Origin of the sequence: Phenylobacterium sp. (assembly GCF_031425575.1) — a bacterium.
GTDB lineage: Bacteria > Pseudomonadota > Alphaproteobacteria > Caulobacterales > Caulobacteraceae > Phenylobacterium.
The window spans coordinates 1-25644 of record NZ_JANPJP010000209.1 but is presented as its reverse complement, the minus strand read 5'-3'; the positions used below and the strand labels follow the sequence as shown (position 1 = coordinate 25644).

The 25644-nt window shown below is 65.8% G+C and carries 29 protein-coding genes, 1 tRNA gene and 1 pseudogene; 17 read left to right on the top strand and 14 right to left on the bottom strand.

Annotated elements, in window-relative coordinates; all coding sequences use genetic code 11:
* Positions 1-13: 13 nt before the first annotated feature.
* Genes RMO97_RS12065 through RMO97_RS12055 form a run of 3 tightly spaced genes read left to right on the top strand, consistent with a single transcriptional unit; the run spans position 14 to position 2367 of the window.
* Complete coding sequence (locus RMO97_RS12065) at positions 14-448, top strand: YjfI family protein (protein WP_310541316.1); 435 nt, start codon at positions 14-16, stop codon at positions 446-448.
* Between the two features lie 24 nt (positions 449-472).
* The gene (locus tag RMO97_RS12060; protein WP_310541315.1) at positions 473-1213 is read left to right on the top strand and encodes a PspA/IM30 family protein; all 741 of its coding nucleotides are present in this window, start codon (positions 473-475) and stop codon (positions 1211-1213) included.
* A complete protein-coding gene (locus RMO97_RS12055) occupies positions 1210-2367 on the top strand; it encodes a glutathionylspermidine synthase family protein (RefSeq protein ID WP_310541314.1) in 1158 nt (385 codons plus the stop codon). The genes RMO97_RS12060 and RMO97_RS12055 overlap by 4 nt, the downstream gene beginning before the upstream one ends.
* Positions 2368-2405: 38 nt before the next feature.
* Here RMO97_RS12055 and RMO97_RS12050 read toward each other — a convergent pair whose 3' ends face one another.
* Positions 2406-2912, bottom strand: coding sequence for a DUF6151 family protein (locus RMO97_RS12050; protein ID WP_310541313.1), 507 nt, complete (start codon positions 2910-2912; stop codon positions 2406-2408).
* A 136-nt stretch (positions 2913-3048) separates the two neighbouring features.
* On the opposite strand from RMO97_RS12050, the gene RMO97_RS12045 reads away from it, so the two are divergent.
* The gene (locus tag RMO97_RS12045; RefSeq protein ID WP_310541312.1) at positions 3049-3408 is read left to right on the top strand and encodes a hypothetical protein; all 360 of its coding nucleotides are present in this window, start codon (positions 3049-3051) and stop codon (positions 3406-3408) included.
* A gap of 14 nt (positions 3409-3422) precedes the next feature.
* On the opposite strand, the gene RMO97_RS12040 is transcribed toward RMO97_RS12045, so the two are convergent.
* The 4 genes from RMO97_RS12040 to RMO97_RS12025 all read right to left on the bottom strand — a co-directional run bounded on the left by RMO97_RS12040 (position 3423) and on the right by RMO97_RS12025 (position 8616).
* Positions 3423-4877 carry a hypothetical protein gene (locus RMO97_RS12040; RefSeq protein ID WP_310541311.1) on the bottom strand — a complete coding sequence of 485 codons (1455 nt, stop codon included), beginning with the start codon at positions 4875-4877 and terminating at the stop codon, positions 3423-3425.
* Between the two features lie 72 nt (positions 4878-4949).
* Positions 4950-6281 (bottom strand): cation:proton antiporter, encoded by a 1332-nt coding sequence (locus tag RMO97_RS12035; protein WP_310541310.1) that lies wholly within the window; start codon positions 6279-6281, stop codon positions 4950-4952.
* Positions 6282-6361: 80 nt separating this feature from the next.
* On the bottom strand, positions 6362-7819 hold the full coding sequence (locus tag RMO97_RS12030; RefSeq protein WP_310541309.1) for a deoxyribodipyrimidine photo-lyase: 1458 nt from the start codon (positions 7817-7819) through the stop codon (positions 6362-6364).
* On the bottom strand, positions 7819-8616 hold the full coding sequence (locus RMO97_RS12025) for an APH(3') family aminoglycoside O-phosphotransferase (RefSeq protein ID WP_310541308.1): 798 nt from the start codon (positions 8614-8616) through the stop codon (positions 7819-7821). The genes RMO97_RS12030 and RMO97_RS12025 overlap by 1 nt, the downstream gene beginning before the upstream one ends.
* A gap of 48 nt (positions 8617-8664) precedes the next feature.
* Between RMO97_RS12025 and RMO97_RS12020 the strand changes: the two genes are divergently transcribed.
* Positions 8665-9501 carry a WecB/TagA/CpsF family glycosyltransferase gene (locus RMO97_RS12020; RefSeq protein ID WP_310541307.1) on the top strand — a complete coding sequence of 279 codons (837 nt, stop codon included), beginning with the start codon at positions 8665-8667 and terminating at the stop codon, positions 9499-9501.
* Positions 9502-9726: 225 nt separating this feature from the next.
* Complete coding sequence (locus RMO97_RS12015) at positions 9727-10188, top strand: hypothetical protein (protein ID WP_310541306.1); 462 nt, start codon at positions 9727-9729, stop codon at positions 10186-10188.
* A gap of 844 nt (positions 10189-11032) precedes the next feature.
* Here RMO97_RS12015 and RMO97_RS12010 read toward each other — a convergent pair.
* On the bottom strand, positions 11033-11848 hold the full coding sequence (locus RMO97_RS12010; RefSeq protein WP_310541305.1) for a hypothetical protein: 816 nt from the start codon (positions 11846-11848) through the stop codon (positions 11033-11035).
* A 356-nt stretch (positions 11849-12204) separates the two neighbouring features.
* Between RMO97_RS12010 and RMO97_RS12005 the strand changes: the two genes are divergently transcribed.
* The 5 genes from RMO97_RS12005 (at position 12205) to RMO97_RS11985 (ending at position 16965) form a co-directional block, all read left to right on the top strand.
* Positions 12205-13062 (top strand): hypothetical protein, encoded by an 858-nt coding sequence (locus tag RMO97_RS12005; protein WP_310541304.1) that lies wholly within the window; start codon positions 12205-12207, stop codon positions 13060-13062.
* A gap of 198 nt (positions 13063-13260) precedes the next feature.
* The gene (locus RMO97_RS12000) at positions 13261-14604 is read left to right on the top strand and encodes a DNA modification methylase (RefSeq protein ID WP_310541303.1); all 1344 of its coding nucleotides are present in this window, start codon (positions 13261-13263) and stop codon (positions 14602-14604) included.
* On the top strand, positions 14597-15016 hold the full coding sequence (locus RMO97_RS11995; RefSeq protein ID WP_310541302.1) for a DUF5681 domain-containing protein: 420 nt from the start codon (positions 14597-14599) through the stop codon (positions 15014-15016). Before RMO97_RS12000 ends, RMO97_RS11995 begins: the two co-directional genes overlap by 8 nt.
* Before the next feature lie 4 nt (positions 15017-15020).
* Entirely contained in the window at positions 15021-16538 is a 1518-nt protein-coding gene (gene terL, locus RMO97_RS11990) for a phage terminase large subunit (protein WP_310541301.1), read from the top strand.
* Between the two features lie 106 nt (positions 16539-16644).
* On the top strand, positions 16645-16965 hold the full coding sequence (locus tag RMO97_RS11985) for a hypothetical protein (protein WP_310541300.1): 321 nt from the start codon (positions 16645-16647) through the stop codon (positions 16963-16965).
* A 10-nt stretch (positions 16966-16975) separates the two neighbouring features.
* On the opposite strand, the gene RMO97_RS21580 is transcribed toward RMO97_RS11985, so the two are convergent.
* The 3 genes from RMO97_RS21580 to RMO97_RS11975 all read right to left on the bottom strand — a co-directional run bounded on the left by RMO97_RS21580 (position 16976) and on the right by RMO97_RS11975 (position 18240).
* Positions 16976-17296, bottom strand: coding sequence for a DUF3489 domain-containing protein (locus RMO97_RS21580; protein WP_409035308.1), 321 nt, complete (start codon positions 17294-17296; stop codon positions 16976-16978).
* A 306-nt stretch (positions 17297-17602) separates the two neighbouring features.
* On the bottom strand, positions 17603-17956 hold the full coding sequence (locus RMO97_RS11980) for a MarR family transcriptional regulator (protein WP_310541299.1): 354 nt from the start codon (positions 17954-17956) through the stop codon (positions 17603-17605).
* Positions 17953-18240, bottom strand: coding sequence for a DUF6516 family protein (locus RMO97_RS11975; protein WP_310541298.1), 288 nt, complete (start codon positions 18238-18240; stop codon positions 17953-17955). Before RMO97_RS11975 ends, RMO97_RS11980 begins: the two co-directional genes overlap by 4 nt.
* Positions 18241-18602: 362 nt before the next feature.
* On the opposite strand from RMO97_RS11975, the gene RMO97_RS11970 reads away from it, so the two are divergent.
* From RMO97_RS11970 to RMO97_RS11960, 3 genes and pseudogenes are all read left to right on the top strand, one after another.
* Positions 18603-18902: a type II toxin-antitoxin system RelE/ParE family toxin gene (locus tag RMO97_RS11970; protein WP_310541297.1), complete on the top strand. Its 300-nt coding sequence runs from the start codon at positions 18603-18605 to the stop codon at positions 18900-18902.
* Positions 18899-19246, top strand: coding sequence for a helix-turn-helix transcriptional regulator (locus RMO97_RS11965; protein ID WP_310541296.1), 348 nt, complete (start codon positions 18899-18901; stop codon positions 19244-19246). The genes RMO97_RS11970 and RMO97_RS11965 overlap by 4 nt, the downstream gene beginning before the upstream one ends.
* A 273-nt stretch (positions 19247-19519) precedes the next feature.
* Positions 19520-19812 (top strand): annotated as a pseudogene (locus tag RMO97_RS11960) (transposase); the annotation flags it as partial.
* Between the two features lie 48 nt (positions 19813-19860).
* Here the strand turns inward: RMO97_RS11960 and RMO97_RS11955 are convergent.
* Complete coding sequence (locus RMO97_RS11955; RefSeq protein ID WP_310541295.1) at positions 19861-20307, bottom strand: hypothetical protein; 447 nt, start codon at positions 20305-20307, stop codon at positions 19861-19863.
* 666 nt (positions 20308-20973) lie between these two features.
* Between RMO97_RS11955 and RMO97_RS11950 the strand changes: the two genes are divergently transcribed.
* Entirely contained in the window at positions 20974-22260 is a 1287-nt protein-coding gene (locus RMO97_RS11950; protein WP_310541294.1) for a Fic family protein, read from the top strand.
* 107 nt (positions 22261-22367) lie between these two features.
* Here the strand turns inward: RMO97_RS11950 and RMO97_RS11945 are convergent, their stop codons facing one another.
* The 4 genes from RMO97_RS11945 to RMO97_RS11930 all read right to left on the bottom strand — a co-directional run bounded on the left by RMO97_RS11945 (position 22368) and on the right by RMO97_RS11930 (position 24508).
* On the bottom strand, positions 22368-22610 hold the full coding sequence (locus RMO97_RS11945) for a type II toxin-antitoxin system prevent-host-death family antitoxin (protein ID WP_310541293.1): 243 nt from the start codon (positions 22608-22610) through the stop codon (positions 22368-22370).
* Positions 22611-22687: 77 nt separating this feature from the next.
* Entirely contained in the window at positions 22688-23263 is a 576-nt protein-coding gene (locus RMO97_RS11940; protein ID WP_310541292.1) for a DUF3489 domain-containing protein, read from the bottom strand.
* Positions 23260-23499, bottom strand: a complete 240-nt coding sequence (locus tag RMO97_RS11935) for a hypothetical protein (protein WP_310541291.1) — start codon at positions 23497-23499, stop codon at positions 23260-23262. The genes RMO97_RS11940 and RMO97_RS11935 overlap by 4 nt, the downstream gene beginning before the upstream one ends.
* Positions 23486-24508, bottom strand: coding sequence for a site-specific integrase (locus RMO97_RS11930; protein ID WP_310541290.1), 1023 nt, complete (start codon positions 24506-24508; stop codon positions 23486-23488). The genes RMO97_RS11935 and RMO97_RS11930 overlap by 14 nt, the downstream gene beginning before the upstream one ends.
* Before the next feature lie 274 nt (positions 24509-24782).
* Between RMO97_RS11930 and RMO97_RS11925 the strand changes: the two genes are divergently transcribed.
* Positions 24783-24868, top strand: a tRNA-Leu gene (locus tag RMO97_RS11925).
* 154 nt (positions 24869-25022) lie between these two features.
* On the top strand, positions 25023-25644 hold a 622-nt coding region (locus tag RMO97_RS11920), incomplete at its 3' end, for a SapC family protein (protein WP_310541289.1).

Sequence of the window (25644 nt, the reverse complement as noted above, 5' to 3'; positions counted from 1 at the left end):
GAAGGATCGCCTGATGACGCAGACCGCCTGGACTGTTCGCTCCCTGAAGACCGCCCTCGACGCGGCCAGCGGGGAGGGGGAAGCCCTCGCCGCCCGCGTGGTGGAAGGCGCCGACCCGGTGCTGCTGGTGACCATGCCCGACGCCGGCGACCTGGAGATCTTCGTCAGCGTCAGCGACCAGCAGATCGCCGCCTCGGTCCTGCTGTGGCCGGTGGACGAGCAGGAAGACCGCCACGCCTTCAACGAATTCCTGCTGAAGGCCCAAAAGCTGGTGCCGCTGTCGAACTTCGGCATCACCACCGTGGCCGACCGCGACTTCTATGAACTGTTCGGCGAGCTGGCCACGACCTCCTCCCTGGCGGACATCATCGTCGAGCTGCGCATGCTGGCCGAGAACGCCATCGAGGCGGCCTCCGACCTGCGCACCTCCTTCACCCCCGCCGCCTAAACCCGAGCCTCTGGAGCCTTTCCCATGACCATCTGGCGCAAGCTGTTCACCCTGGGCCGCGCGGGCGCGCATGACGCCGCGGCCGGCGTCGTCGACGCCAACGCCATCAAGATCCTGGATCAGGAGATCCGCGACGCCGACACCGCCCAGGGCAAGGCCCGGGACGACATGGCCGGCCTGGTGGCCCGCCGGCGCATCCTGGAGAAGGAGGTGGCCAGCTTCCGCGAGCAGGCCATCAAGTATGAGAACTCCGCCCGCGCCGCCGTGGGCAAGGGCGACATGGACCTGGCCCGCCAGGTGGCCCAGCGGATCGCCGACCTGGAGCAGCAGGTGTCGGTGAAGGAGCCGCAGATCGTCGACATGCGCGCCGCCGAGGAGCAGCTGCACACCGCCATCGCCGCCACCGACCGCCGGATCGAGACCCTGCGCCGGGAGGTGGAGGTGGTGAAGGTCAACGAGTCGGTGCAGCGCGCCCAGGCCTCGGTGGCCGCCCGCGGCGCCGGCGCCGGATCGTCCCTGGGGTCGGCGGCCGACAGCCTGGCCCGGATCAAGGAACGCCAGGCCGTCCGCGGCGAGCGGATCAAGGCTGCCGGCGAACTGGAAGACATGCGCACCGGCGCGGACCTGGACGAAAAGCTGCGGCTGGCCGGCATCGGTCCGGGCCAATCCTCGGCCGACGACATCCTGGCGCGCCTGTCGGCCCCGGCGCCCGTCCTGCAGATCGAGCAGAAGAGCGCCGCCAAGTCCGGTGACGACCAAGGGTGAGACGCCTCACGCTGGAGCCCCGCCCCGACTGGCGGGAAAAGGCCGACGCGGTGGGGTTCGTCTACCACCACACCGACGGCCGGGCCTATTGGGACGAGAGCGCGGCCTACGCCTTCACTTTGGCGGAGGTCGAGGACGACCTGGAGCCGGCCGCCGCCGAGCTGCATGAGTTGTGTCTCGACCTGGTGGACGAGGCCTCGCGCAGAGAGGAGCTGCTTGGCCGCCTGGCCATCCCGGCGGAGCACTGGGACTTCATCGCCGGCTCGTGGCGCGCCAAGGAGCCGTCCCTCTATGGCCGCTTCGACTTCGGCTATGACGGAACCGCCAAGCCCAAGCTCTACGAGTACAACGCTGACACCCCCACCAGCGTGTTCGAGGCGGCGACGTTCCAGTGGCTGTGGCTTGAGGAGCTGCTGGCCTCCGGCGCCCTTGCGCCGGGCACGGACCAGTTCAACAGCCTGTTCGAGGCCCTGCGCGACCGGTTCGCGACCCTGTTTCCCACCGGCGGGTTCGTCCACTTCGCCAGCGACGCCGACGCCGTCGAGGATCGCCAGACGGTACGGTTCTTCGAGGATCTGGCCAGCCAGGCCGGGCTCGACCCGAAGTTCGTGGCCATGACCGATATCGGGGTGAACGCCGAGGGGCAGTTCGCCGATCGCGAGGGCCTGCTGCTGCAGGCGGCCTTCAAGCTGTATCCCTGGGAGCACATGCTGCGGGAGCCCTATGCCGCCCACCTCGCCACCGCCAAGGTCCGCTGGCTTGAGCCGCCTTGGAAGGCGATCCTATCCAACAAGGGGATCCTGCCCCTGCTCTGGGAACGCCACCCGGGCCACCCCAACCTGCTGGAGGCCTACTTCGAGGGGGACGCCGGCGCGAGCGCGCTTGGACCCCGGTACGTGCGCAAGCCGCTGTTCTCCCGCGAGGGCGCCAATGTCGAGATCGTGGGCGGTGACGAAGCGGTGCTGGACCAGGGCTATGGGGCCGAGGGCGCGATCCTGCAGGCCTATCACCCGCCGCCGGACTTCGACGGCAAGCGCCCGGTGATCGGCGCCTGGATCGTCGGCGCCGAGCCAGCCGGGATGGGCGTGCGGGAGGACGATAGCGTGATCACCAAGAATCTGGCGCGGTTTGTCCCGCACATCATCGAGGCCTAGCCGGGCGGGTCGATCGTGGCGCGAACGCCGCGGCCGCTTCACCGGCCCAGCATCATCGCCAGCCGGGCGGCCATGAGTTTGATCATGAACACCGGCGGATAGCCGGCGTGGACCGGCAGAGTCCCCCCGGGCCGAGGCGCCTGCCCACCGGTCTGGATGCGCATCTGGATCGGCGGGGCGTTCGGTCCCAGCCGGGCGCGATACACCGAGAACCAGTGCCCTTTCTCGTAGTCCAGGAACATCGGGCTCTCGCAGCAGGTGGCGACGACCCGCCGCGTCAGCGATTGGGGGCCGAGCCGATGGTCGCGTAACTGGTCGTGGCCCTTCAGGCCGGTCACCTGATCCTTGCGAAACAGGATGCACGGCGTGCCGCCCTCGCTGTCGCGCAGAGACTGGGCTCCCCCAAGCGCTTCAAACTGCGCAGCGGCTGCGGTGCAATCCCCGCAATGACACGCGGCTCCGAGGATCGGCGACCCGGACACCCTGAATTCCACGGCTCCGCATTCACAGGTGAGACGGGTGTCTTTGGTCGGGTGGGGAGCCATTTGCGTCTCTCAATCTCAGGTGGCGCGGAACACGCCGTCATTGCGCCGTTGCGCAAGTCGTGTCCAAGACAATCCCTTGCTGCGACCAGTCAGTCAGACGCGGCGTAGCGGGTGGCCAAGTTAGAGGGATGACGTCATGTTCGCGCGAATGCATTGGATCGGAACCTGGGCGGCGCTGCTGCTTGCGGTTGGTCACATCTATATGACAAGTCGTCTTTATGTAGACTTGACTGTCCCCGCGCTCTGGTTCGCGGGAACAGGATTGGGGTTGCTCGCCGTCGGTCTCCTCAACCTGCTGACCTTGCGAGAGCCAACAGGACTTGGCCGGGGTCTCGCGCTGGCGACGAACGTGATGACCACGATTTTCATGGCCTTGCTCTACTGGCTGCACCAGGCGGGACAGGTATTGTTTGGTCTTGTGCTCTTCGCGGTCCTGACCCTCTGCGCCCTCGCCGCATTCGCCGGCGCCAGGTCCGGGCCCGGAACTCAAGCCTAGCCCGCGGCCCGATCTCAGGGCGTCTTCTTCATCTGCTGGGCCGCCACCAGATAGGGCGTCTGGACATCTGGGTAGATGGCGATCACCGCCTGCATCACCTTACCGATGTCTTCGCGCGACCCGTGATTGGCCAGGGTCCAGCCCACCAGGGCCTCGGCGCTGTTGAAGGAGAGGTCGGTGGATGAGCGCAGGAACTCTTCGCCTCCAATGGCGCTGAGCGCCACCTGCCGGCCGACCGCCGCGCCAGCCTTCTTGCCCAGGAAGCCGCCGACGAAGGGGACCTGCTCCATCGCCTTCTGACCAAGGTAGTTGCCGGCCATCGAGCCGATCTGTCCCGCGGCCTTCACCTGCATGGACTTGGTGATCCAGGCCGAGGTGACCCCATCGGAGGTGAAGGGGGACATGTAGAGGCCGGTGGTCCCGTCGACGACATCAAAGGCCTGACGCGCCTGCGGAGGCCTCGCCCTGGCCGCCGACAGGGAGGGCGGCCCCCTGACCGCAGGCGGGGTGGCGGTCAGCTTCACCGGGGTCGTGGGACTTGGAGCGGCGGCGCGGGAGGGCGCGGCGAGCGCGGCGCCGAACAGGCCGGTGATCGCCGGCCTGGCTGGGCCGGCAGCCGGCGGCGCGGCGAGCTTTGCGGCCATGAAGCCTGCCAGCACCCCCCCCAGGGCCCCGGCGCCCGAGTGTGGAGCCGCAGCTGGAGCCGGATCGGGCGCGGGCGGCGTCTTCGCAGCGGCTTTCACGACAGGCTTCGGCGAAGCCTTCGCGACGGGCTGGTCCGGAGGCGTGGCGACAGCTTTCGAAGTCGGGGGCGCAGCGGCCAGCAAGATCGGCGCGGCTCCGGGCGGAGGGGGCGGCAGAGCCTCGCGCATGTCGAAGCCCCAGAGGATATCAGCCCGGGCGGCGACCTTCTGGGGCGTACGGGCGCCATCCTGGGCGATCATTTCCCCCAGACCGTCGGGGCGGGGCAGGAAGTTGCGGCCGCCGCCGCCGTCGCCCACCGTCGACACCTGTCCCAGCCAGCGCGACCCATCGGCGAAGGTTATGACCCCGACGCCCGCGGCCATGCACCAGGCGCCGCTGTCGCCGCGGTAGCCGATCATTCGATGGTCTTCGCCTGGGCGCCCCTTCCCGGCCTTGGGCTTGATCTCCAGCGCGACGGTAGCTGGGGCCGCCTCCTTGTCGCAGGCCTTCTGGCCGAATCTGGGCAGGGTCCCGTCGGCGAGGATGGCCAAGCTGCGCTCCGGAACAAAGGTCGAGGACAACAGGCGGTCACGCCAGGCGGCGATCTGGGCGCGATCGGTGGCATGGGGGTCGATGGGGGCGGCCGGCGCGGGGGTTGGCTTGGCGGGGGGGCGCCGGCGTTTGGTCGCGGCGTCGGCCGAAGCCGCCATGATGCTGAAGGCGGCCAGAGCCAGGACGAACAACCCTCGGCGCGCCGACAGGCGCCCGGATGCATTTCCCATCATTCTGTCCCCCAACAGATACCTGGCTACGATAGCCACGAGCTCGGCCGTGCGCCAGAACCTCGAACGCCGTCGTCAGGCTTCGCGGGGCTTGCCCTCAGGGGGAGCATCGGCCGGGACGGGTGGGGGCTCCTCCTCCTCCTCGGGCCGCTCGGGCGCATCCGGGTCGCGGCCATGGCTGCGGTCGAGGTTGCGCATGATCGGCGTGACGGTCAGGCCGTGGATCAGGATCGACAACAGAATGATCAGGCCGACAATGGCCCACAGCCGTTCGGCGTCCGGGAAGGCCGCGTGGTTGAGGGCGTAGGCCACATAGTAGATCGAGCCGACTCCGCGGATGCCGAAGAAGGCCAGGGTGAGCTTTTCCCCGAGGTCGGCCTTCAGCCCGATCATGCCGATCAGACCCGCCGCGGGACGGACGACGAACAGCACCGCGAACGCGAGCCCCACGTCGACCAGGGTCAGGGGCCTGAGAAGCCCGCTCACCAGCGCGCCGCCGAACAGCAGGAGCAGCACCATCATCGCCAGGCGTTCGACCTGCTCGGTCACGTCGTGCATGTCCCGGTGGAATTCGTGCTGGCGATGGGAGTGGCGCAGGGTCAGGGCGGTCACGAACACGGCCAGGAACCCATAGCCGTGCAGCATCTCCGTCGCGCCGTAGGATACGAAGGTCGCGGCGATGGCGATCAGGCCGTCGCCGGTGCTGGCGAGCTTGCTCTCCGACGGGACGCGGAAGGTCAGCCAACCGAACAGCCTGCCGATGACCCAACCACCCAGCACCCCGGCGGCGAGCTTCCAGGCAACGTTGTAGGTCAGCCAGTCGGCCAGCCAGGGCTCGCCGGTCTGGCTGGAAAGCGCCAGCACGATGGCCAGGTGGACGAAGGGGAAGGCCAAGCCGTCATTGAGGCCTGCTTCTGACGTCAGGCCAAACCGAACCTCGTCCTCTTCGCCGGTCTTCGGTGGTCCCACCTGGACGTCGGCGGCCAGCACGGGATCGGTGGGGGCGAGACTTGCCCCGAGCAGCAGGGCGACGAGCCAGGGCAGGCCGGCCCACAGGCCAAGCAGGGCGATGGCGGCGATGGAGAGGGGCATGGTGATCGCCAGCAGACGCCAGGTCACCGCCCAGCGGCGGACGTGGAAGACGCGATCGATCTTCAGACCCGCGCCCATCAGGGCGATGATCACGACGAATTCGGTGAACCGCTCGGTGATCTCCGGATAGCTGAAGGGCAGGGGGCGAAGCCCGACCTGCGGCAGGCTGAACAGCGCGGCCCCCAGGGCGATACATATGATCGGCAGCGACAGGGGCAGGCGCTTCAACGCCAGGGGCAGCCACGCGACGAGCGCGATCAGCAGGCCCAGGCCTGTCAGGGTAAGGATGTAGGGGCTGGGCTCGAGCGTCGGCATCCAGCCCTAACCCGCCTGGGGAAGCGTCTGTTGCAGACGCCGGCCAGTTAACCCGTCGCGAGACCCTGGAGAGCGACTTGTCAGCCCTCGTCGGGGGCGACCCCTGGCGCGGCCCGTATCACGGCGTAGGCGTCCAGCGCCCGCTGGCGGGCGAAGGCGTGGTCGACGATGGGCCGGGGATAGTGGTGGCCCAAGCGCACGCCGGACCCGGTCAAAAGCGGGGCGGGCGCTGTCCACGGCGCGTGGATCACCTTGGCCGGCAGCCGCGCGAGCTCCGGAACCCAGCGGCGGATGTAGTCGCCGGGCGGATCGAACTTCTCGCTCTGCAGCATGGGGTTGAAGATGCGGAAATAGGGCGAGGCGTCGGCGCCGGAACCCGCCACCCACTGCCAGTTGCCCGCGTTCGAGGCGTGGTCGGCGTCCACCAGGGTGTCCCAGAACCACTGCTCCCCCAATCGCCAGTCGATCATCAGATGCTTGGTGAGGAAGGAGGCGGTGATCATGCGGACGCGGTTGTGCATCCATCCGGTGGTCCAGAGCTGGCGCATGCCGGCGTCGACGATGGGGTAACCGGTGGCCCCGCGCTTCCAGGCGGCCAGACCTTGCGGATCGTCGCGCCAGGGGAAGGCGTCGAACTTGCGGTCGAAGTTGGTCTTGGCGAGGTCGCCTGTGCGGGCGATGGCGGCGTTGAACTCCCGCCAGCCCAGCTCGGCCAGGAATATCTCGGCCTCGCCGTCGCTGGCCTGGCCATGATGGGCGGCGGCCTGGGCGGCGCGCCAGCAGGCCTTGGGACTGATCTCACCAAAGTGAAGGTGGGGGGAGAGGCGTGAGGTGCCGTTGACGGCTGGCCGGTCGCGCCCGGTGGAATAGCTCTTCAGGGCCTGGGCGGTGAAGGCCTCCAGGGCGGCGTGGGCGCCGGCCTCGCCGGGCCGCCAATCGCTGAAGCCTCCGGACCAGTCCGGCGCCGTGGGGTGCAGGCGCCAGTCCGACAGCGGGTCGGAGGCGGGCCAGGCGGCGGGGGCGGGCAGGGTCTTGGGCGCGGGGACCGGCCCGCCGTCGCTGACCGCCTGCCGGGCCGTGCGCCAGAAGGGGGTAAAGACGCTGAAGTCGCCACCCGCCTTGGTCTTCACGTCATCGAGGTTGAGCAGGTGGCCGCCGTTGAAGCGTCGGGGCTCTGCGCCCTCGCCCTTCAGGGCGTCGGCCAGGGCCTTGTCGCGCGCGCCGTAGCCGGGCTCGAAGATGGCGTTCCAGAGCACGTCGGCGGCGCCGGTCTCGCGCGCGAGCTGCAGGACGATGTCGGCGGCCACCCCGCGCCGCAGGACCAGCCGCGAGCCGGCGGCCTCCAGGTCCGCGGCCAGCGAGGCCAGGGACTTGTCCAGCCACCAGAGCGAGGCGGCGCCCGGCGCGCGCAGGCCCGAGGTTTCGTCCAGCACATAGAGCGGGATGACCGGCCCGCCCGCGCGCACCGCGGCCTCCAGGGCCGGGTTGTCGGCGAGGCGCAGGTCGCGGCGGAACCAGACGATGATCGGTGGGGACATCAGAAGAACTCGTCGAGGAACCGGTAGAAGTCGAGGCGCGCCTGGTCCAGATCGGCCAGGGGGTAGTGGCGCGCCAGCAGATGTACGGCGTCGACCTGAGGATGGTTGCGCCTGGCCGAGCGCAGGAATAGCGAAAGGTCCTGATACCGGTCGGCGATCCCGAAGCGGCCGACGTCGATGAGGGTCGCCTGGGCCCCGCCGTTCCAGATGAAGTTGGGCAGGCTGGCGTCGCCGTGGGCCAGGACGGGGTCCTCGGTGACAGGAATCAGGGTGGTGAGCTGGTCCCAGGCCTGCTGCGCCGTAAGGCCGAGCCGTTCGGTGTCGAAGTCGCTTTCGTCGACCGCGCCGCCCTCCACGCGGGCCTGGGCCTCGGCCAGCTTGATCGAAAGCCGCAGGTCGAAAGGGCAGTCGGCGATGGGCGCCGCGTGCAGGGCGGCCAGGGTTCGGATGGTGGCCACCAGCGCGGCTTCGGACTGGGGCTCCCCGACGTGGGAGACCGCGGTTCCTGGCGCGGCTTCCATGACCAGGGCGAGATCCTCAGCGACCGGTCCGAACCACAGCACCGTGGGGACGGGCGCCCTTCCGGCCAGCCAGCGCAGGACTTCGGCTTCGCGCTCCAGCGCCCGGACGTTCCAGGTCTGGGACCGGTGGGTGACCTTGACGAAAACGCCGCCGCAGCGGGCCACCAGGTCGCCCGACTGGCCATGGCCGACCAGGACCGGCGCCTCGCGGCCCGTCAGCCCCGCCGCCGCCAGCATCCGTTCGATCCGCACCCTCAGCCCTTTGTTAAGCGCCACCGCCCTAGTCTCTCGCCTCTGAACACCCCTGACGGAAGCCCATACGCCATGGACGGCGCCCAGCCTGCCACATTCCGCACCGCGCGCCGGACGACGGAACGCATCCACATCCTGGGGGGCGACATCGACCTGATGCGGCCGCAGGAGGTCATGCATCACATCGGGCGGTTCATCGCCGCGGGGCGCAAGGCGATCATCGCCAACCACAACAGCCATAGCCTCTACCTGCTGAAGACGCGCCCCGAACTGACCAGCTTCTTCGCCAAGGCCGACATCATCGAGATGGACTCCACCCCGGTGATCTTCTTCGCCCGCCTGCTGGGGATGCCCAGCCGCACCTTCCACCGCTGCAGCTATGTCGATTTCCGTCCCCTGTTCTGGAACATGGTGGCGGCCAAGGGCTACCGGGTCTTCTACATCGGGGGCGCGCCGGGGGTGGTCGAGACCGCCTCGGAACGGCTGATGGCCAAGTATCCGGGCGCGGTTATCGGCGGCCGCGACGGCTATTTCGACGCCAACCCCGGCTCGGCGGACAACACTAAGGCCCTGGAGGAGATCGCGGCCTTCAAGCCTGACATCCTGTTCGTCGGCATGGGCATGCCGCGCCAGGAATTGTGGATCGAGGCCAATCTTGAAGCCCTGCCCGACTGCGTGATCATGCCGGTGGGCGCGGCCTTCGACTATGAGGCCGACGTCCAGGTCGCTCCGCCGCCCTGGATGAGCGACGCCGGCCTGGTCTGGGCCTTCCGGCTGGCCCAGGAGCCCCGTCGGATGTTCGCGCGCTACTGCCTGGAACCCTGGGCCCTGCTGCCCCTGGCCTTCAAGGACATCGCCGCCGCCATCGCCCGGCGCCGCGCGCCACTGCGGATCACCACCTCGGCCTAGGGCCCGGCGCTATCGACCGGCCGGCAGCGTCAGTCGAGAAGCTGTCCGACCGGCCGGCCCTTGATTGCCTGTCATCTCCAAGACTTGGCGCCCGGCTGCACTCACCAGCGGCGGCTTAGAGTACAGGCCCACAGCACCAGGGTCCGTTCTGATCTCGGCGTGTTCCTGGAACCATTGTTCGCGCGCGCCATTGTTCTGGGCGGCGAGTGCGCCAGGGAGCTCGAAATGATCAAGTTTGTTCTGACTGCTACAGCCGCAGTTCTTATCGCCATGCCCGCCGCTGCGCAGATCACGGTGTCGCCGGGAACCGGCGCTGCTTCGACCACCGGGGCAGGCGCGTCGGCTGGCGGCGTCGCGGCGCCCTCCGCTCCGGTGAGTTCCCCCGTCTCGGGCGTGGGGGCGACCAGCCCTCTCACGGAGATGTCGGGCTCGCGATCGCAAGCCGCCGACAATAGCGCGGCGGTCGTGCGTATTCCCGTCCTCAAAGTTGGCCAGGCCGTGAACGATCGCGATGGCGTTTCGCTTGGTGCGATTGAGCGAATTTACACGGTTCGGGGCAAGAAGCGTCTCGCGCTGCGCTCAGAGGATCGAAAGGCGTGGATCCTCGCTTCGACCGTCTTGTCCACATCGACCGCCGGTCTTGTCACCACGAAGAGCCGCGCCGAAGTCTACGGCCGCGGTCGATAATCCTGGTGGGGGCGGGTCTGCGGGCCCACCTCGTTCACCGTGAGCTACTGGCGAAGTAGAGTGTCGTAGCCCAGCTACGTTCACGCTACTCCCTGGGAGCGCAGCCTTCATAGCTTCGGCAGCCCAATCCACCCCACTGCGTCACGGGTCGGTGCATCGTTCCCCTCGACGTCCGTAAGCTTGGTGCTGTAGGCCTGACTCCCAGCCTGTTGCGTGCTTGTAAGTGCGCTTCTGGCGCGGAGACATGGCGGAACTGGTAGACGCAAGCGACTTAAAAGGCGAACAGTAATTGATCTGAATACTTATATATCTTCAGGTTAGATGCAGAATATCTCCGAGTCAATCCGTCTCGTTCCTCGATAATTTCCCTATACCGCAAAATTTATGCTCATCCGGATGCGCATCGGGATTGGATTTCCTATTCGGCGCAAACCATTCGCCCGCCGTCTGGTAAGCGGCGCCAACCTGCAGGCAATTTCCCGTGCAATAGGGAGTTCAAAGGCGCTCCGCCACGCAGTCCGCCAAGTTCTGCTCTCGACGCAGGTGCCGGCCAAAGCCCGGAATACCGCAACTATTCCCACGCACTTCCGACGCGCCGGTCTCAACAGCGAAAATGTCTGAGCTTTTCGGCGCCATTTGGGCGGCCTGTCTCCGCCCCTGGAAACCGGCACGGTTTCCCTGCTAGGAGCGAAACTACAGGGAAGTTCTTCTGGATCGCCGCCCTGCCCGATGAGTGCTGCCCGGATTCCCCGACAAATTCGGCATCCTGCACACCTCGTCGAACGAAATTCCCTGCCGCTAGAACAGGGAATTGATCAGATCACATAGGTGAATAGTCTTCCGCTTAGCCCGTCGATCCGAGCTGACGAATCCAAGTCCGTTGCTCCGCCCAATCCAGCGGCGGATTCGACCTCAGCATCTTGCGCAGGGTGAGTCCCGCAGGTTGGCGGCCCTCAAGGATCATGAGCTGCAGGTCAGGAGCCAAAAGAGCGAGTTTGCAGAGCTGCCGCGCATGGGGCGTGGTGGGCGAGACGGCGCCGCGCAGGGTGGCGACGTCCGCCATTGGCGATGCGCTGGAAACCCGCAGTTCCTCATCCGCGCGTCGCAAGCCCGCAACCAAGCCGCGGTTGGGCCGCGGGCCGGCATCGGCGCCAAATAGCCAGCTTCTGCCGCCACGAGACTGCATGCGGACCGGGGCGACGACCCGGACCGCCATCCGATCCGACACCTCCCACACCATCCATTCGCCACGGGCTGGGCAAGCTTGCGCCTCGGCGAGGAGCAGATCGCGATGGCGGCTGACGAAGGCGTCGGCGGATACGACCAGCTGGGTCTGAGCTTCACCGAGCTCCAGTCGCAAGACCCACGCCTCCAACGCGCCGGTGGGAATGCAAGCCCGCCCCGTTATCCTGCGCAAGGCAACGAGCACCCAGCGTTCCAGGAGGTCGGCGGACACCCTGCGGACCGCCGTATCCTTCCGGCTCCGATCTCCAGGCGGCGCGTCCGCGGCCACATAGTAGCGGAAGCGGCGGCCGCCTCGGCCGTCGGCGAACGAGGGGCTGAGGCACCTGCCCTCGGAATCAAACACCCGCCCCAGAAAGACCGAACGCGGTGACTTGCCCTGTCCCTTGCGCTCGTTGACCGCGTTGACGGTCTGCATCGCCTTCACCTGATTGAACAGTTCTGCTCTGGGCCTATTTGAAAGCGGCGCTGGAGGTATCGACGGCTGCGGGTGCGACAAAACGCCTCAGAAAGGGAGAAATTTTGTGCTCCGAAGCCGCAGCATTGGCGCTCGCCGCCCGCTTCACCGGTCAGTCGGCGGCCTTAGGATGCTGAATTACTTAAATATTATAGCGATCACCCCGTATCGGGCTACCCAAGAACGCTATGTGTTACGAATGTATATGGGCCCCCAATTTGGTCAGCGCGCTTCTCCGCGAGGCTGGCGGGGACCCTGACGCGCTCTGCTGACGCCGCGCCGAACGCCTCGCCCGCTCGCGGACGGGATGTATTTCTATGTCAACTCTCCTCCGGTACGCCAAGGCCTATGCCGAGCGTCTGCGCCACTCCCCTTACGCCTTCGCCGACGACCTCCTCGCCGAGGCGCACGGCATTCGGCTGGGCAACGAACCCGCCCTGTTTGTTCTGGCCCACGTCGTCAAGGACCTGACTCATCGCCAGGGTCTGCGGGAGATCGTCAATGCGCCCCCCGGCTACGCTTCGGCCATGACGGTCGGCGTGCTGATTGCCTATCGGCTCGGTCACCGGCCGAAGTCGGCGATCGAAGTCATCACCGCGGGCGCCGATCCGATGGACGACCACTTCGGCCAGACCCATGACCTGCTTGCCGCGGATAGCTTTGGTTTGATCTTCCGGACGCGGCTGGGGGCGGCTTCACGCGCCACCCACACCCTGCGCACCACGCTGGGCGGCCAGGTCACGTTCCGGACGCTTCGCCAGGCGCAGGCCGGTCCGCCGGTCGACCTAATGATCTTCGAGCGGCCGCAGGCGGACGGCGACATGAGCAAGGCGGCGCGCGATGTCGACTTCGCGCTCTACCAAAACGCCTGCCGCCGCCTGAAGCCCAACGGCTCGACGCTGCTGGTAACGCATCGCATGCATGAGGACGATATCAGCGGCCGCCTGATCGCCGGCGGTGAGCACTGCGTCTGGTACCTGCCGCTGATCGCCGAGCAACGGTTGGAGTATCGGCTGAGCGGCAGCCATGGGATCACGCGCGTCCCGGGCGACGTCCTGGGCGCGGCGACTTGGTCGCCTGAGCAGATCGGGCGCCTGAAGCGGGTCCAGTCGCCCGAGGCTTTTGCGGCCCAGTACCAGCAGGCGCCTCTGCCCGCTGACGACGGCCCCGAGTAGGCGACTGAGGGTCCGGGCGAGGTGATCCCTGCCCGGACACCTTTCCCCACCCCACGCCCCCCCGCGCCGGAAGTGTTCAAGACGACATATTCGGCATGGGGTTCAGCCGCTTCCCACGAAGTGGCGCGGGCGAGGATAGGCACTGTCCCAATTGACGGCGCCCAACCCTCGTCCGCCCTCCCCAACTCAGAGACTCACATGCGCAATTCCCTCACCATCGAACACCGTAAGCTTGCCGAGCTCACCGGCCTGGATCAGACCCTTCGTGTCCACGGCGGTCAGCAGCATCGCAAGCTCGCGTCGTTCATCCGCCGCTTCGGCCAGCTCGCGCCGATCCTTATCGACCCCGACGGCCGCATCGTCGACGGGGTGCTGGTGGCCCAGGTCCTAAAGGACGAAGGCTACACTGAAGCCGCCGTCGTCGTGGTCACCGGCCGCAGCCCCGACGAACTTCGGCTGATCCGTTTGGCGCTTAACCGCCTGCCGCAGGACGCCGGCTGGAACAAGGCCGCGTTGGCTAAGGAATTTCGCGAGCTCATCGACCTCAGCTTCGACCTGGAACTCTCCGGCTTTGACGCCGTCGAGATCGACATGAGCCTGGCGATCGATGAGCCGGGCGCGGGCGAGGTCGAGGACGCTCCGCCTGAGCCGGCGGCCGGTCCGGCCGTCGCCCAGGTTGGGGACCTCTGGCGGCTCGGCGAACACCGCCTTGTCTGCGGCGACGCCCGCGACCCCGCGGCCCTGGCGCGGCTCATGGACGGCCGGCAGGCGAGGATGATGTTCACGGACCCGCCCTATAACGTGGCCATCAACGGCTTTGTCGCCGGCCGTGGTCGCCACCGCGAGTTCGCCATGGCGTCGGGAGAAATGTCTCAGGACCAGTTTGTCGGCTTCCTGACTGAGTTCCTGGCTGCCTCCACGGCGCATCTGGCGGACGGCGCGATCCTCGACCTCTGCATGGATTGGCGCCACTCCGCCGAGCTCCTGCAGGCGATCGACGCGGTCGGCCTGACGCTGATGAACATGTGTGTCTGGGCCAAGACCAACGCCGGCATGGGCACCTTCTACCGCTCCCAGCACGAACTCGTCTGGATCGCCAAGCATGGCGATGGGCCGCACATCAACAACTTCGAGCTCGGGCAGAAGGGCCGCTCGCGGTCCAATCTCTGGACTTACCGTGGCATGAACGCCGTCGGCGGCGACCGTGCCGACCTGATCAAGCTTCACCCGACCGTGAAGCCGGCGGCGCTGGTGATCGACGCCATCAAGGACGTCAGCCGCCGCGGCGACATCGTGCTCGACCCCTTCCTGGGCTCGGGCACCACCATCATCGCTGCCGAACGTACCGGCCGGCGGGGTTACGGACTGGAGCTCGACCCCGGCTATGCCGACGTGATCATCCGGCGCTTCGAGGCCGAGACGGGCCGGGCAGCGGTGTTGGTGGAGACGGACGAGACCTTCGCCGAGCGCCAGGACCAGTTGCGCCCGCCCGCAGCGCTCATGGTGCGTGCCGACTTGGGCGATGAGGCCGGCCATGACTGACCGCGAGGGCGACTATGAGGTCGGCTACGGTCGGCCGCCGAAGGCTAGCCGCTTCAAGCCCGGCCACTCGGGCAACGCAAAGGGCCGGCCGAAGGGCGCCAAGAACCTCGCCACGGATCTGGCCGAGGAGCTCGGCGAGACCATTCGCATCCGCGAGGGCGATCGCGAGCTTCGGGTCTCAAAGCAGCGGGCGATGCTGAAGGCCTTGGTGGCCAAGGCGCTGAAGGGGGATGCGCGGGCCGCCAGCCTGCTCATCGCCCTAGTAGCCAAGGCGACGCTCGACGATCCCGGCGTCGGACCGGGCGCGCACGCGCCTCTAGCGGAAACCGACCGCCAGATCCTCGACGACTATCTCGCCCGCGGCCGCCAGCAGACGCCGTCTAATCCCACCTCCTCAACTGGGGAGAGCTAGCGCTATGTCCACCGAGTCCGATCTGGAAGTCCTCGACGCCCTGCTGCGCGACGACTTCCGCGCCTTCGTTTTGAAGGCCTTTGCGCACCTGCATGGCGAACCGCTGCGCCCTGGCTGGCACGTTGACCTGTTCGCGGCCCTCATGAAGGACGTGTTCGAGGGAAAGACCAAGCGGCTGGCGCTCAACGCGCCCCCGCGCAGCCTGAAGAGCTTCGTCACGGCCGTGGCCTACGTAGCGTGGCTGCTGGGCAAGCAACCCCGGTCGAAGGCGTTCCTGGTGAGCCATGATGATAAGCTCGCCCGCGCCCACGCCGACAAGGTGCGCCTGCTGCTGGAGGCTGATTGGTATCAGCGGGTCTTCCCGCAGACCCGCCTGCGGTCCGATCACAATCGCGCCGGCGACTTCCAGACTACGCTGGGCGGCCACGTCTTTGCCCGGTCGTTGGAGGCTGGGGTCACCGGCCACGGTGCGGACCTGATCGTTTTCGATGACCCGCATGACGCTGGCGACGTCCAGTCGGCGGCCATGCGGGACCGGGCCTATAGCCTGGTGGTGGAGAAGTACCTGTCGCGCCTGAACAGCCCGGCCACCGGCGCGATCGTCCTGGTCATGCAGCGGCTGCATCCGGACGACCTCACGGGCCGTCTGGTCGAGCGCGGCGCGTTCAAGCAGGTGGTCGTGCCGCTGATCTGCGAGATCCTCACCGACTATTACGCTGGAGGGGAGGGCTGGCGACGGCGGGCTGGAAACATCCTTGATCCGGATCGCTGGGGTGAGACGGGCCTCGCCGATCTGCGCCGCAGCGTTCCGGCTTTCGTCTGGTCCTCCCAGTACCAGCAGTCGCCGGTCAGCCCTACGTCCGGGGTGTTGGAGGAGCGGTTCTTCACCTTGGTGGATGGGCTGCCCGATCTCCCCTACGAGACCTACCTGAGCTTCGACCTGGCCGGGGCCGAGACCACCAGCGGTTCCTACAGCGTCTGCGCTGTCATTCACCGCTATGCCCAGAATTTCTACATCTCGCAGATTTGGAGTGGGCGTCTCGAATTCGAAGCGCTGAAGGATAAGGCCCTCAGCCTCATTCGCCAGCACCCCCAGGCTCGCGTGCTGATCGAGGACGCCGCGTTGGGCCCGGCGCTGATCTCCTCCCTGCGGGCAATGGGAACCCGGCTGGTCGCGATCCCGCGGCCAACGCTTTCCAAGCTGGACCGGGTGCTCTCGGTGTTCGACATCTTCGCCGACGGGCGCGTTCACCTGCCGCGCTATGAGCCCTGGACTCCCGCCTTCCTCGAAGAGGCGGTGCAGTTTCCCACCGGCAGCCATGACGACCAGGTCGACGCGGTCGTCCAATGCCTGCGCTGGCTGAAGGAGGGCAAGAACAGCCCTCCTTCGCCCTTCCGCCTGGGTGGCCCCGCCGCGCGGACCGGCGGGCCCCATCCCCAGCGCGATCCACGTCAGCGCGCCGGCGCTAACATCATGCCGCGCCCCCCCCTCACGCGCTTTCGGAACCCCCGCTTCCGGTAGGTCCCCGTGGTGCTGGGCGGACTACTGGATGCGCCATTATTGAGACAGTCGGCCGGGAAGTGCTTCAGGGGCAGCAACTTCTCGGCCGCTGAATTGAAACTGGAGCATGGCGAACCAGCGCAGCTCTGATACTCCGCGCCTGGGGCCGGTGATCAGGCGTCCGCGGCTATTCGAGCCCGCCGCCATCCTGGCCCAACCCTACGAGCCGCTCCTTGATGAACTCGTCCACTTCTGGACGGGGCGAGGCTCGCACGGCTACGCGATACTCAAGGCCGTCCGCAACGGGCTCTACTACTTAGAACCCTTCCCCCCAGCTCACCGAGGCGCAGATTATTGGCCTAACCGCGGCTACTGGGCGCCCCGTGACTACGGCGTCACCCTGGCCAACCTCACCCAGCGACCCAACTTCTGGTTCCAAAACAATTGAGCTGGAAAATTCACGGGCCCCGCCTAAGCTTTGCAGCTTGCCGCCTAAGGCCCTCTCTGCGCCGGGAGTGGACCTCCCTTGAGGATTGATAGCGCAATGGCCCTTGGCTCGCGCTGCCGGCCGGCATGATGGCATGTGACTCCTCCGCTTGAGGGCGAATGATGGTGCGATACCTCCCTCCATCGGGACCCTTCAGATGCTCGACCTGATAGCCAAGGCGGGCCCGTAGGGAGGACGCGACGGCCGCCCGAACCGAGTGCGAGAGCCAGCCGGTCGCGGCCATAATTTCGGGGACGGTTGCGCCTTCCGGTCGACTTACTAGGCGCAACATCACGCCTATCCGCCCCCTTGGGCCGACCTGCGCTACTATTTCGGACTCCTCCTCAGTAGGTTCTGGGGGCTCTAAACCGGCGATCGCGTCGTGAGTCCGGGAGGCCCTTTTCACCTTTCGCCGTACGCGGTCACGGGAGCGTGGTTGGCCTGCGGCGAGGGAGAAGATCAGACGCGACCGGCGCCGCCTATCAACGTTTGGGCCTATCGGCGTTGATTCAGCAGGGGAGATTTGTGTTTAGAGATGCGGACCGGATAACGCCGCTTTGCGCCGCCAACGATCGAGTGCGCGAGTTCCGCCCAGCGCCTAGAGGGCGATCATAGTTTGGATCGTGTCATAGGGTGCGACCAAGGCTGCTCCACTCGAGTCGCGTTCGATCAATCCTGCCGCGGAAAGAGCCTCGACATCTTGATGTACGCGCTTGTAATCGCGACCGATCTCCCGCGCCAGCGCAGCCACACTTGCAGAAGGCCGGTTGTGGACGTGGCGTAGCAGCTGTAGGCGCTTGGGCGTCAGAACCCGGGTCAGGGTCTCGAAACTATCAAACGATAGATGCCGCTCGGGCGCGGCGTCGCCCGTTTCAGCACGATGCCAAGCCTTGACGAAACGACGGCCCATGTCGTCGAGACTCTCCCCGACGTGGATTTTCAACTCGCTCATGGCTTGCCTCCTGCTTTGCGGACTTCTGTTAGAAAGTCGCCGATCAGCTGCTCGACGGTTGTAAACGCATATGCACGTTCCCCGTCGTGAACGTGCATATGGTCGCCCTTGCCGCGCTCATTGTCGAAGGCGACGACGCGGCGGCCGGGAAAGCCGTAGAAAAGGCTGTACTTTAGCCCATGGCCTGATGGCGGGACCGGCTTGGGGACACGCCAGATTGTCATCTCAATAATCGCGCCGTCAGTGGCAATTCGCTTTTCGTGAAACACCAGAATGGCGGACATATGGCATCGTATGCCATAGATGGGGTATGGCGGCAAGGGCCATAACTTGGCCCTGTCCAAGAAGAATCTGCTGTTCCGGCGCAACCCTCAGGGAGAGACCTTCAACATCCTGTGGTGCCCCCACCAGGTCGGGCACCCGTAGTGCCAACAGCAACGCCATCGGCCTCACAGATGATCCGCCCACTTGAAGTGGGCGCATTTCATCCACGTTTCCCAGAAATTGGCCCAGGCCAAATCTTGCAGGCGCTGTGGCGGGCCTCAAATTCCAGTTATGCAATTGACGGCATATGTATTTCGAGGCATATTCCGGTATGAATTAGAAGGTCCAGTTTCACGCCGAGTTTGCGCTCGAAGCTGGCGCCTTGTCTGAGGCGGTGCGTGTCCAGTTGATCGCAGGGATCCGGTTGCTTGAGCAGTTTGGACCAAGCCTCGGCCGTCCCACTGTAGATACCCTGAGCGGCTCCAAACACGCGAACATGAAGGAAATGCGTTTTCGCGCCGACGGCGGCGTGTGGCGCGTCGCCTTCGCGTTCGATCCGGAACGCGCGGCTGTCCTGCTTGTTTGCGGTGACAAGTCGGGTGTCATTTCGGGCCGCTTCTACAAGGGACTCATTATGCGAGCCGACGCTCGCTTCGATCAACATTTGGAGGCGCTTAAATGACTTACCGTGCCGTCGACGCCGGAGACTGGATTGCACAACAGCCCAAGGCTATTCAGGAGATCGGCGAAGCTCTGGGGCAGGAATTGATCCGCGAAGTCACGCTGCGCGAGGTCCGGGAGGCAGTGAAGCGTACCCAGGTTGAGGTCGCGGCCGCCATGGGAGCATCGCAGGATCGGGTTTCCAAGCTGGAGCATAGCGACGACGCGCTGGTTTCGACGCTACGCCGACATGTACGCGCCCTTGGTGGCGAGCTCAGGCTTATGGTCGAGTTCCCTGACCGGCCTTCCATGGCTATCGACCTGAAGGGCGACAAGCCCGTCTCCAAGAGTGTTCGAGCTATTTAGACTTAGATTCAAATTGGGTCAGGGAGCGCGGCGGAGGGCGTCGTGGTGCCCCGCTTCGGCAGGCTGGGGTCGGCGGCCTTGCATCGACGTCCCGGCCTTCGGGCGCGACGGGCGCGGATTCCGAATTGTCTTGATGAAGCTCGCCGGCGGCCTCCGGCGATGGGTTCCTTCGACGTGATCCGACCCCGCGTTTGCTCATGCTGGTCGCGTGACGTGACCCCCTGAAACTCCTCCAGGAATAATTAGAGTCCGCCCCAGGAAAGGGACGGACGGATGAAGCGATCAAGGTTCACGGAAGAGCAGATCATCGGGATCCTACGGGAGCAAGAGGCGGGCGTGCCGGTGGCGGATCTGTGCAGGAAACACGGGCTCAGCTCGCCGACCTTCTACAAGTGGAAGGCCAAGTACGGCGGTCTAGACGTGTCGGAGGCTCGGTGACTGAAGGCATTGGAGGACGAGAACGCCAAGCTGAAGCGGATGCTGGCGGACTCCATGCTCGACAACGTCGCGCTGAAGGACCTGCTGGAAAATAAGTGGTGACGCCCGCCGCGCATCGGGAGGCCGCGGCGTGAAAGCGCGCGGTATTGCGCTCGACTGTCACCAAGGGTCCGGAGTTAGACCTCGACCCCGGCCTCTCGCATCAGCCGCACCATGCGCTTGAGCAGGGTGGCGTTCTGCTTGGCCATGGCGAGGACCATCTCCGGATTTATGGCCTCGTTAGCCCCCACCAGTCCGTGCTCGGTGTCGATCAGGGAGCCGGCGTCGATCAGCTTCTGGATCCGCCGCCTGGCGGTCTCGTAGGAGAGGCCCATCGACAGGGCCACGGCGTTGCGGCTGATGGGCCGCTTGATCTCGAAGGGCTCCGGCTCGTCGACCCCGCCGTACCGCAGCGACAGGGCCGGGTCGGAACAGAGGTGGGCCACATTGGCCACCGCCACGGTCGAGAGGATCAGGGCGTCGACGGGATCATGCGTCCCGCCGCGCAGCACCGCGCTGAAGATCGAGATGACATAGTCCATAGAGATCCGGGAGATCAGCCGGATGTGCTTAGGATCATCCATGGGCGGGGTCCGTCGCGGGAGGATCGAGAACCCCTGACGCGATTCTCGGGCGACGGGGACGCCTGGATTGCAGGGTCGGAGGGAAGACGTGGCGCCGCTTATCCAAGCTGGAGCATAGCGACGACGCGCTGGTTTCGACGCCACGCCGACATGTACTCGCCCTTGGTAGCGAGCTCAGTCTGATGGTCGAGTTCCCTGACCGGCCTTCCATGGCTATCGACCTGAAGGCCGACAAGCCCGCCTCTAAGAGTGTTCGAGCTATTTAGACGTAGATTCAAAGGGGTCAGTGAGTGCGGCGGAGGGCGTATTGATGCCCAGCTTCGGCAGGCCGGAGTCGGCGGCCTTGCATCGACGTCCCGGTCTTTGGGCGCGACGGGCGCGGATGCGGAATTGTCTTGATGAAGCTCGCCGGCGGCCTCCGGCGATGGGTTCCTTCGACGTGATCCGACCCCGCGTTTGCTCATGCTGGTCGCGCGCAGCCCTTCGGTCGGCGGGCGAGCCTTCCCACGGTTGAAGTCTGTCTCGAGACCTGTGGGCTATTGGATCGATCTGAGACGCGCGGAGTCAAGAAGCCGGCGACACGCGTAATCGCCGCAAATTTCACGGAGATTGAGCTTGTGAGTGCGGCGAATACTCGCCATATTCACCGCAAATCGCGCGGAAAATATGGCGACCTATATTCACCAGATCGGAGAGTGGCCTAGGTTGCGCTTCGACTCGGCGCGCCTGGAAGAGCGCCTTGGCTCAGTGCGTCATCGTCAGGGCCGCCTGATTGGCCGAATGGAAAGTTTGGGCTTCTCCCTTCGCGCCGAAGCTGTGCTGCAAACGCTCACGGAAGACGTTCTCAAGTCCAGCGAGATCGAGGGAGAAATTCTCGATAAGGCTCAGGTTCGATCCTCAATCGCCCGCAGGCTGGGGATGGATATCGGTGCGCTGATCCCCACGGATAGAGACGTCGAAGGCGTCGTTGAGATGATGCTCGACGCCACCCAAAACTTTCAGGCCCCACTTACCGAAGACCGCTTGTTCGCCTGGCATGCGTCCCTCTTTCCGACTGGGCGCAGCGGCATGGGTAAGATCGTCGTCGGCGCATGGCGCACGGCGGCGAGCGGCCCAATGCAGGTTGTCTCTGGCCCTATCGGCCGCGAACGCGTCCATTATGAAGCGCCGGCCGCCGACAGCCTTGCGGCCGAAATGTCGGCGTTTCTCGAATGGTTCAATGCCGGGCCGTCACTGGACCCTGTGCTGAAGGCGGGGCTAGCCCATCTCTGGTTCGTCACCGTCCACCCGTTCGAGGACGGGAACGGTCGTATTGCTCGGGCTATCGCCGACATGGCGCTGGCGCGTTCCGAGGGTAGCCCACAGCGCTTCTACAGCATGTCCGCCCAGATCCGCTCGGAGCGGAAGGCCTACTATCAGATCCTTGAAACGACCCAGAAGGGCGACCTCGACATCACCAATTGGCTGCTTTGGTTTCTGGCATGCCTGGAGAGGGCCTTCGAGGGGGCGGAAGCCACCTTGGTCGATGTGCTCCGCAAGGCGCGATTTTGGGAGGCGTTGGAGGGCCAGGTGCTCAACCCGCGACAGCGTAAGGTTATCAACCGGGTTCTCGATGGGTTCGAGGGTAAACTTACCTCATTCAATTGGGCCACGATCACCAAGGTGTCGCCCGATACCGCCTTGCGCGACATAGGCGATCTGGTTGGCCGGGGCATTCTCACCAAGGATGTCGGCGGCGGCCGCAGCACAAGCTATTCGTTGGCGGAGATGGACAAGGGTGAAGCGCTCGTCGTCCCCAAGGCGGGGCGCCCGCTTGTGAAGGTCATGGCCTTGGGTAGCCCGGCGTCGGGCGAAAACCAGGGATTCATGGCTGGCCGGATTCAGGTCCCGGAAGATTTTGATCAGATGGGAGCCGGCGAGATCGACGACTTGTTTGCCGGCCCGACCGAGTGAAGCTGTTGTTGGACAGATGCTCAAAGCATCGCGCGACGGAGGTGATCCGGTTGTCCACGTCCTTGAAGCCAATCAAGCCAGAGCTACGGAAGGGTCGATGATGAAGCTCATCGGCGGCCGTCGACGATGAGCTCCTTTAACCAGAGCCCACCCAGCGTTTGCCCTCTGCTGGTTGCGCGCAAACCTTCAGCAGCAAGGCGGGCCTTTGCACGGCTGAAGCCTGCCTCGAGGGGAGCAAGCCGGGCAATCGGTTTGCCGTGGCGCGTGATGATGAACTCCGCGCCCCCCTCCACCTCATCGAGGAGCGCGGCGAGCCGATTTTTGACTTCGGAGGCGCCGAGCGTATGCACTTGAGACTCCCCTAAGCTGGCTAGCTATCTGTATAGACTGCTTCAGTACGGATTGCGCGCAATGGCCCTTGGTCAGCTCATCCGGCCGGCGGGTGGGCCTGTGACTCTTCCGCTTGGGGGCGCGTGATGGTGCGGTACCTTCCCCCATCGGGACCCTTCAGATGCTCCACCTGATAGCCCAGGCGGGCCCGTAGGGAAGACGCGACGGCCGCCCGAATGGAGTGCGAGAGCCAGCCAGTCGCGGCCATGATTTCGGGGACGGTTGCGCCTTCCGGTCGACTTATGAGGCGCAACATCACGCCTATCCGCCCCCTCGGGCCGACCTGCGCTACTATTTCGGACTCCTCCTCAGTAGGTTCTGGCGGCTCTAAACCGGCGATCGCGTCGTGAGTCCGGGAGGCCCTTTTCACCTTTCGCCGCACGCGGTCAGGTGTTGGCTCTATGCTCATCGCCGCCCGACCGGCCGACGTGATCACAAGCCGCCGAACACCCTCTTCGTCTTCCGCAACCACCATCAGTCCGTGGCGGACGAGCGCTGCAAAACTATTCCCGGCGCCGGCGATGGCGCCCCGCTCGCCTAGAGGCACTGCGCCCACCGGAGAGGCTATGGCTTGGGCCAGCACGCGGCTCTGGCGTTCGCTGATGGCCTTCATTGGCGGGCCTCCTGAGTGGCGATGACCAGCTGTTCCCAGCGCTCCATGAGGACGGCGGCCGCCCTGCAGATCTCGGTGAGATCTCCAGCAAAGGCGCCGAGGTGTTCCAGGCGTCGGCGGCGATCCCTAGGGTCTCGGGGAATGGCGCTGATCGCCAGGTCATGGTGATCCTCCACCATCCACCCGATGACCGTTTCCAGGCCCTCCAGGGCCTGCTCAAAGTCATTGACCTTCATTGGGGCCCTCCGCGGTTTGGGCTGAAGGCGCCATCTGATTAAGCAGCCAGGCGGTCACCTTTTCCTGGCAGGCCTGGAGGTGCGCGCCGAGCATGGAGGCGTGGAGGTAGCGCCCTGTCACGTCGGTGATCTTGTGGTTGAGAAGCAGCTTGATGTCGTATTCGCCCAGGCCCGCGGCCTTGGCGCCCGTCGCATAGGAGTGTCGGTGGACGTGCGGGGAGGGGAGGTACCGAGAATTGATCTCGGTAATGTGCCCAGGCGCTGACCACAGGGACGGAAACAGCCATGGAGAACCGGGATACTGGGTCTGGTTTTCTGCGATCCGCGCCGCAAGAATTTCCGTCAAATGGCGCGAGAGCGGCAGGTCGAAGGCGCGGCGGCTCCCGCCCTTTGGGTTGGGCACATGCAGAAATCCGCGATCAAATTTGACGTGGCGAACCCGGACGGCGCCTGCGGACGTCTTGCGCATGCCGGTGAAGGCAAGGAACAGGTACCAGTCCCTGACAATTGGGTTCTTCTGCGCCTGGACCGCCGCAAGCCACCCGGGCCAGTCGGTTATGATCTTCTCCCGCCGATGCTCGGGATTGTACTCGACCACCTCCGTTGGCGGCGCCGGGAGATCTGGGTCAAACCGGCGCGCGTGGCGGTAGATCGCCCGAAACGCGCGCATGAACTGGTTGGCCGTGGTGGGGCCTGAGTTGAGTGTGATGTGGGTGTGGCGAGCGGTAAAGGCGCGTCGACTGCGCCCTAGCTCGTCGAGAGTTCGGTCCAACCAATCGCGACCGTGGCGGTTGATGACGTCTTGGTAGCCATGGATCGTAGCCTCGGACCGGCCCTTCAAGCGGCAGCGTGCGATGTACCGATCAAGGGCCTGCTGGAGGGTGAGGATCTCGCGGATTTCCTCCTGGTCGAGTGGCGAGGGGAGGGCGAGCAGTCTTGGCTTCTCGCGCATCGTCGCGGTGAGGTTGTGGCCCCAGGTTCGAGATTGGGTGATCTGAAATTGCGTCATGCCGTGTCTCCTGGCGGGCGCGAAGAGCGCCCCACTGCCAGAAGCCCCAAAACCCGGGGCGCGAACGAAGGCATGTCCTGAGCGCACTGATGCTCAGGAATGGCCGAGCAGTCGAGCGACTATTGCAGACAGTCCGTTGTTTTTGCTGGTGTCTCCCTCGCCAGGGCCCGTTCGCCGCGGGGGCACCTGCATCGTTCTTCTCGACGTGAGCAAGCTTCGTGCTGTAGGCCTGACTTTCCAGCCTGTTGCGTGCTCGTAAGTGCGCTTGTGGCGCGGGGACATGGCGGAACTGGTAGACGCACCGGATTTAAAATCCGTTGGGCATAGCCCGTCCGGGTTCGACCCCCGGTGTCCCTACCAAGCTGGACAGACGCGCACGGGCCGATCGGAGACCGTTGTTATCCAGGTTGTGGCATGCGGGATGGCGCAACTGGCGGGGTCGTGTTCTAATTGGACATCGTCCGGGGCCTGAGGTTTGCGGACGGAATAGCTTGGGGGAGCTGTTCGTTACGTGATGAGACCACTTTTCTATCAAAATCCGGTCGCCCTTCACCCGAACGCGCATGGCGCGGCGGGGCTGGTTGACGAACTCGACTATGGGTTCGCGCGCAACACCAACGCCATTCCCATAAGCCTGTCGGAGATACCGCTGGCGGCGCTGTCCTATCCTATCGCTTTCACCATCGAGGGTGGAGCCCGGCCCGTCGCGATCGTCGGCCTGCGGGACGATGAGAACCTGTTCGTCGATACGGATGGTGGCTGGCTCGAGGGGGCCTATGTCCCGGCCTATGTGCGGCGCTATCCCTTTATCCTGGCCGAGTATGGGGAAGGCGAGGACCTGGGCGTTCAGCTCTGCATCGAGGACCATCCCGAGATCCTGGTGCATGGCGCCGGCCAGCCGCTGTTCGCCGATGGGGAGCCCTCGCGGCTCGTGAAGTCGGCCTTCGATTTCTGCAAGTCGTTGCGGGCGGCGGACCTTGCCACCGCGCCCTTCGTCGAGGCCCTGGTGGCCTGCGGGGTCCTTGACGGCCGCGCCGCGACCGTCAAATTGCCCACGGGCGGCGACCTCAAGTTGGCCGGCTTCGCCACCATCGACGAGGCCCGGCTGCGCAGCCTGCCCGACGAGGCCTTCCTCC

Coding starts and splice junctions, on each gene's coding strand:
- RMO97_RS12065 (WP_310541316.1), top strand. CDS start 14: ATGACGCAGACCGCCTGGACTGTTCGCTCCCTGAAGACCGCCCTCGAC.
- RMO97_RS12060 (WP_310541315.1), top strand. CDS start 473: ATGACCATCTGGCGCAAGCTGTTCACCCTGGGCCGCGCGGGCGCGCAT.
- RMO97_RS12050 (WP_310541313.1), bottom strand. CDS start 2,912: ATGGCTCCCCACCCGACCAAAGACACCCGTCTCACCTGTGAATGCGGA.
- RMO97_RS12045 (WP_310541312.1), top strand. CDS start 3,049: ATGTTCGCGCGAATGCATTGGATCGGAACCTGGGCGGCGCTGCTGCTT.
- RMO97_RS12040 (WP_310541311.1), bottom strand. CDS start 4,877: ATGATGGGAAATGCATCCGGGCGCCTGTCGGCGCGCCGAGGGTTGTTC.
- RMO97_RS12035 (WP_310541310.1), bottom strand. CDS start 6,281: ATGCCGACGCTCGAGCCCAGCCCCTACATCCTTACCCTGACAGGCCTG.
- RMO97_RS12030 (WP_310541309.1), bottom strand. CDS start 7,819: ATGTCCCCACCGATCATCGTCTGGTTCCGCCGCGACCTGCGCCTCGCC.
- RMO97_RS12020 (WP_310541307.1), top strand. CDS start 8,665: ATGGACGGCGCCCAGCCTGCCACATTCCGCACCGCGCGCCGGACGACG.
- RMO97_RS12015 (WP_310541306.1), top strand. CDS start 9,727: ATGATCAAGTTTGTTCTGACTGCTACAGCCGCAGTTCTTATCGCCATG.
- RMO97_RS12010 (WP_310541305.1), bottom strand. CDS start 11,848: ATGCAGACCGTCAACGCGGTCAACGAGCGCAAGGGACAGGGCAAGTCA.
- RMO97_RS12005 (WP_310541304.1), top strand. CDS start 12,205: ATGTCAACTCTCCTCCGGTACGCCAAGGCCTATGCCGAGCGTCTGCGC.
- RMO97_RS12000 (WP_310541303.1), top strand. CDS start 13,261: ATGCGCAATTCCCTCACCATCGAACACCGTAAGCTTGCCGAGCTCACC.
- RMO97_RS11995 (WP_310541302.1), top strand. CDS start 14,597: ATGACTGACCGCGAGGGCGACTATGAGGTCGGCTACGGTCGGCCGCCG.
- terL (WP_310541301.1), top strand. CDS start 15,021: ATGTCCACCGAGTCCGATCTGGAAGTCCTCGACGCCCTGCTGCGCGAC.
- RMO97_RS11985 (WP_310541300.1), top strand. CDS start 16,645: ATGGCGAACCAGCGCAGCTCTGATACTCCGCGCCTGGGGCCGGTGATC.
- RMO97_RS21580 (WP_409035308.1), bottom strand. CDS start 17,296: ATGTTGCGCCTAGTAAGTCGACCGGAAGGCGCAACCGTCCCCGAAATT.
- RMO97_RS11980 (WP_310541299.1), bottom strand. CDS start 17,956: ATGAGCGAGTTGAAAATCCACGTCGGGGAGAGTCTCGACGACATGGGC.
- RMO97_RS11975 (WP_310541298.1), bottom strand. CDS start 18,240: ATGTCCGCCATTCTGGTGTTTCACGAAAAGCGAATTGCCACTGACGGC.
- RMO97_RS11965 (WP_310541296.1), top strand. CDS start 18,899: ATGACTTACCGTGCCGTCGACGCCGGAGACTGGATTGCACAACAGCCC.
- RMO97_RS11955 (WP_310541295.1), bottom strand. CDS start 20,307: ATGGATGATCCTAAGCACATCCGGCTGATCTCCCGGATCTCTATGGAC.
- RMO97_RS11950 (WP_310541294.1), top strand. CDS start 20,974: ATGGCGACCTATATTCACCAGATCGGAGAGTGGCCTAGGTTGCGCTTC.
- RMO97_RS11940 (WP_310541292.1), bottom strand. CDS start 23,263: ATGAAGGCCATCAGCGAACGCCAGAGCCGCGTGCTGGCCCAAGCCATA.
- RMO97_RS11935 (WP_310541291.1), bottom strand. CDS start 23,499: ATGAAGGTCAATGACTTTGAGCAGGCCCTGGAGGGCCTGGAAACGGTC.
- RMO97_RS11930 (WP_310541290.1), bottom strand. CDS start 24,508: ATGACGCAATTTCAGATCACCCAATCTCGAACCTGGGGCCACAACCTC.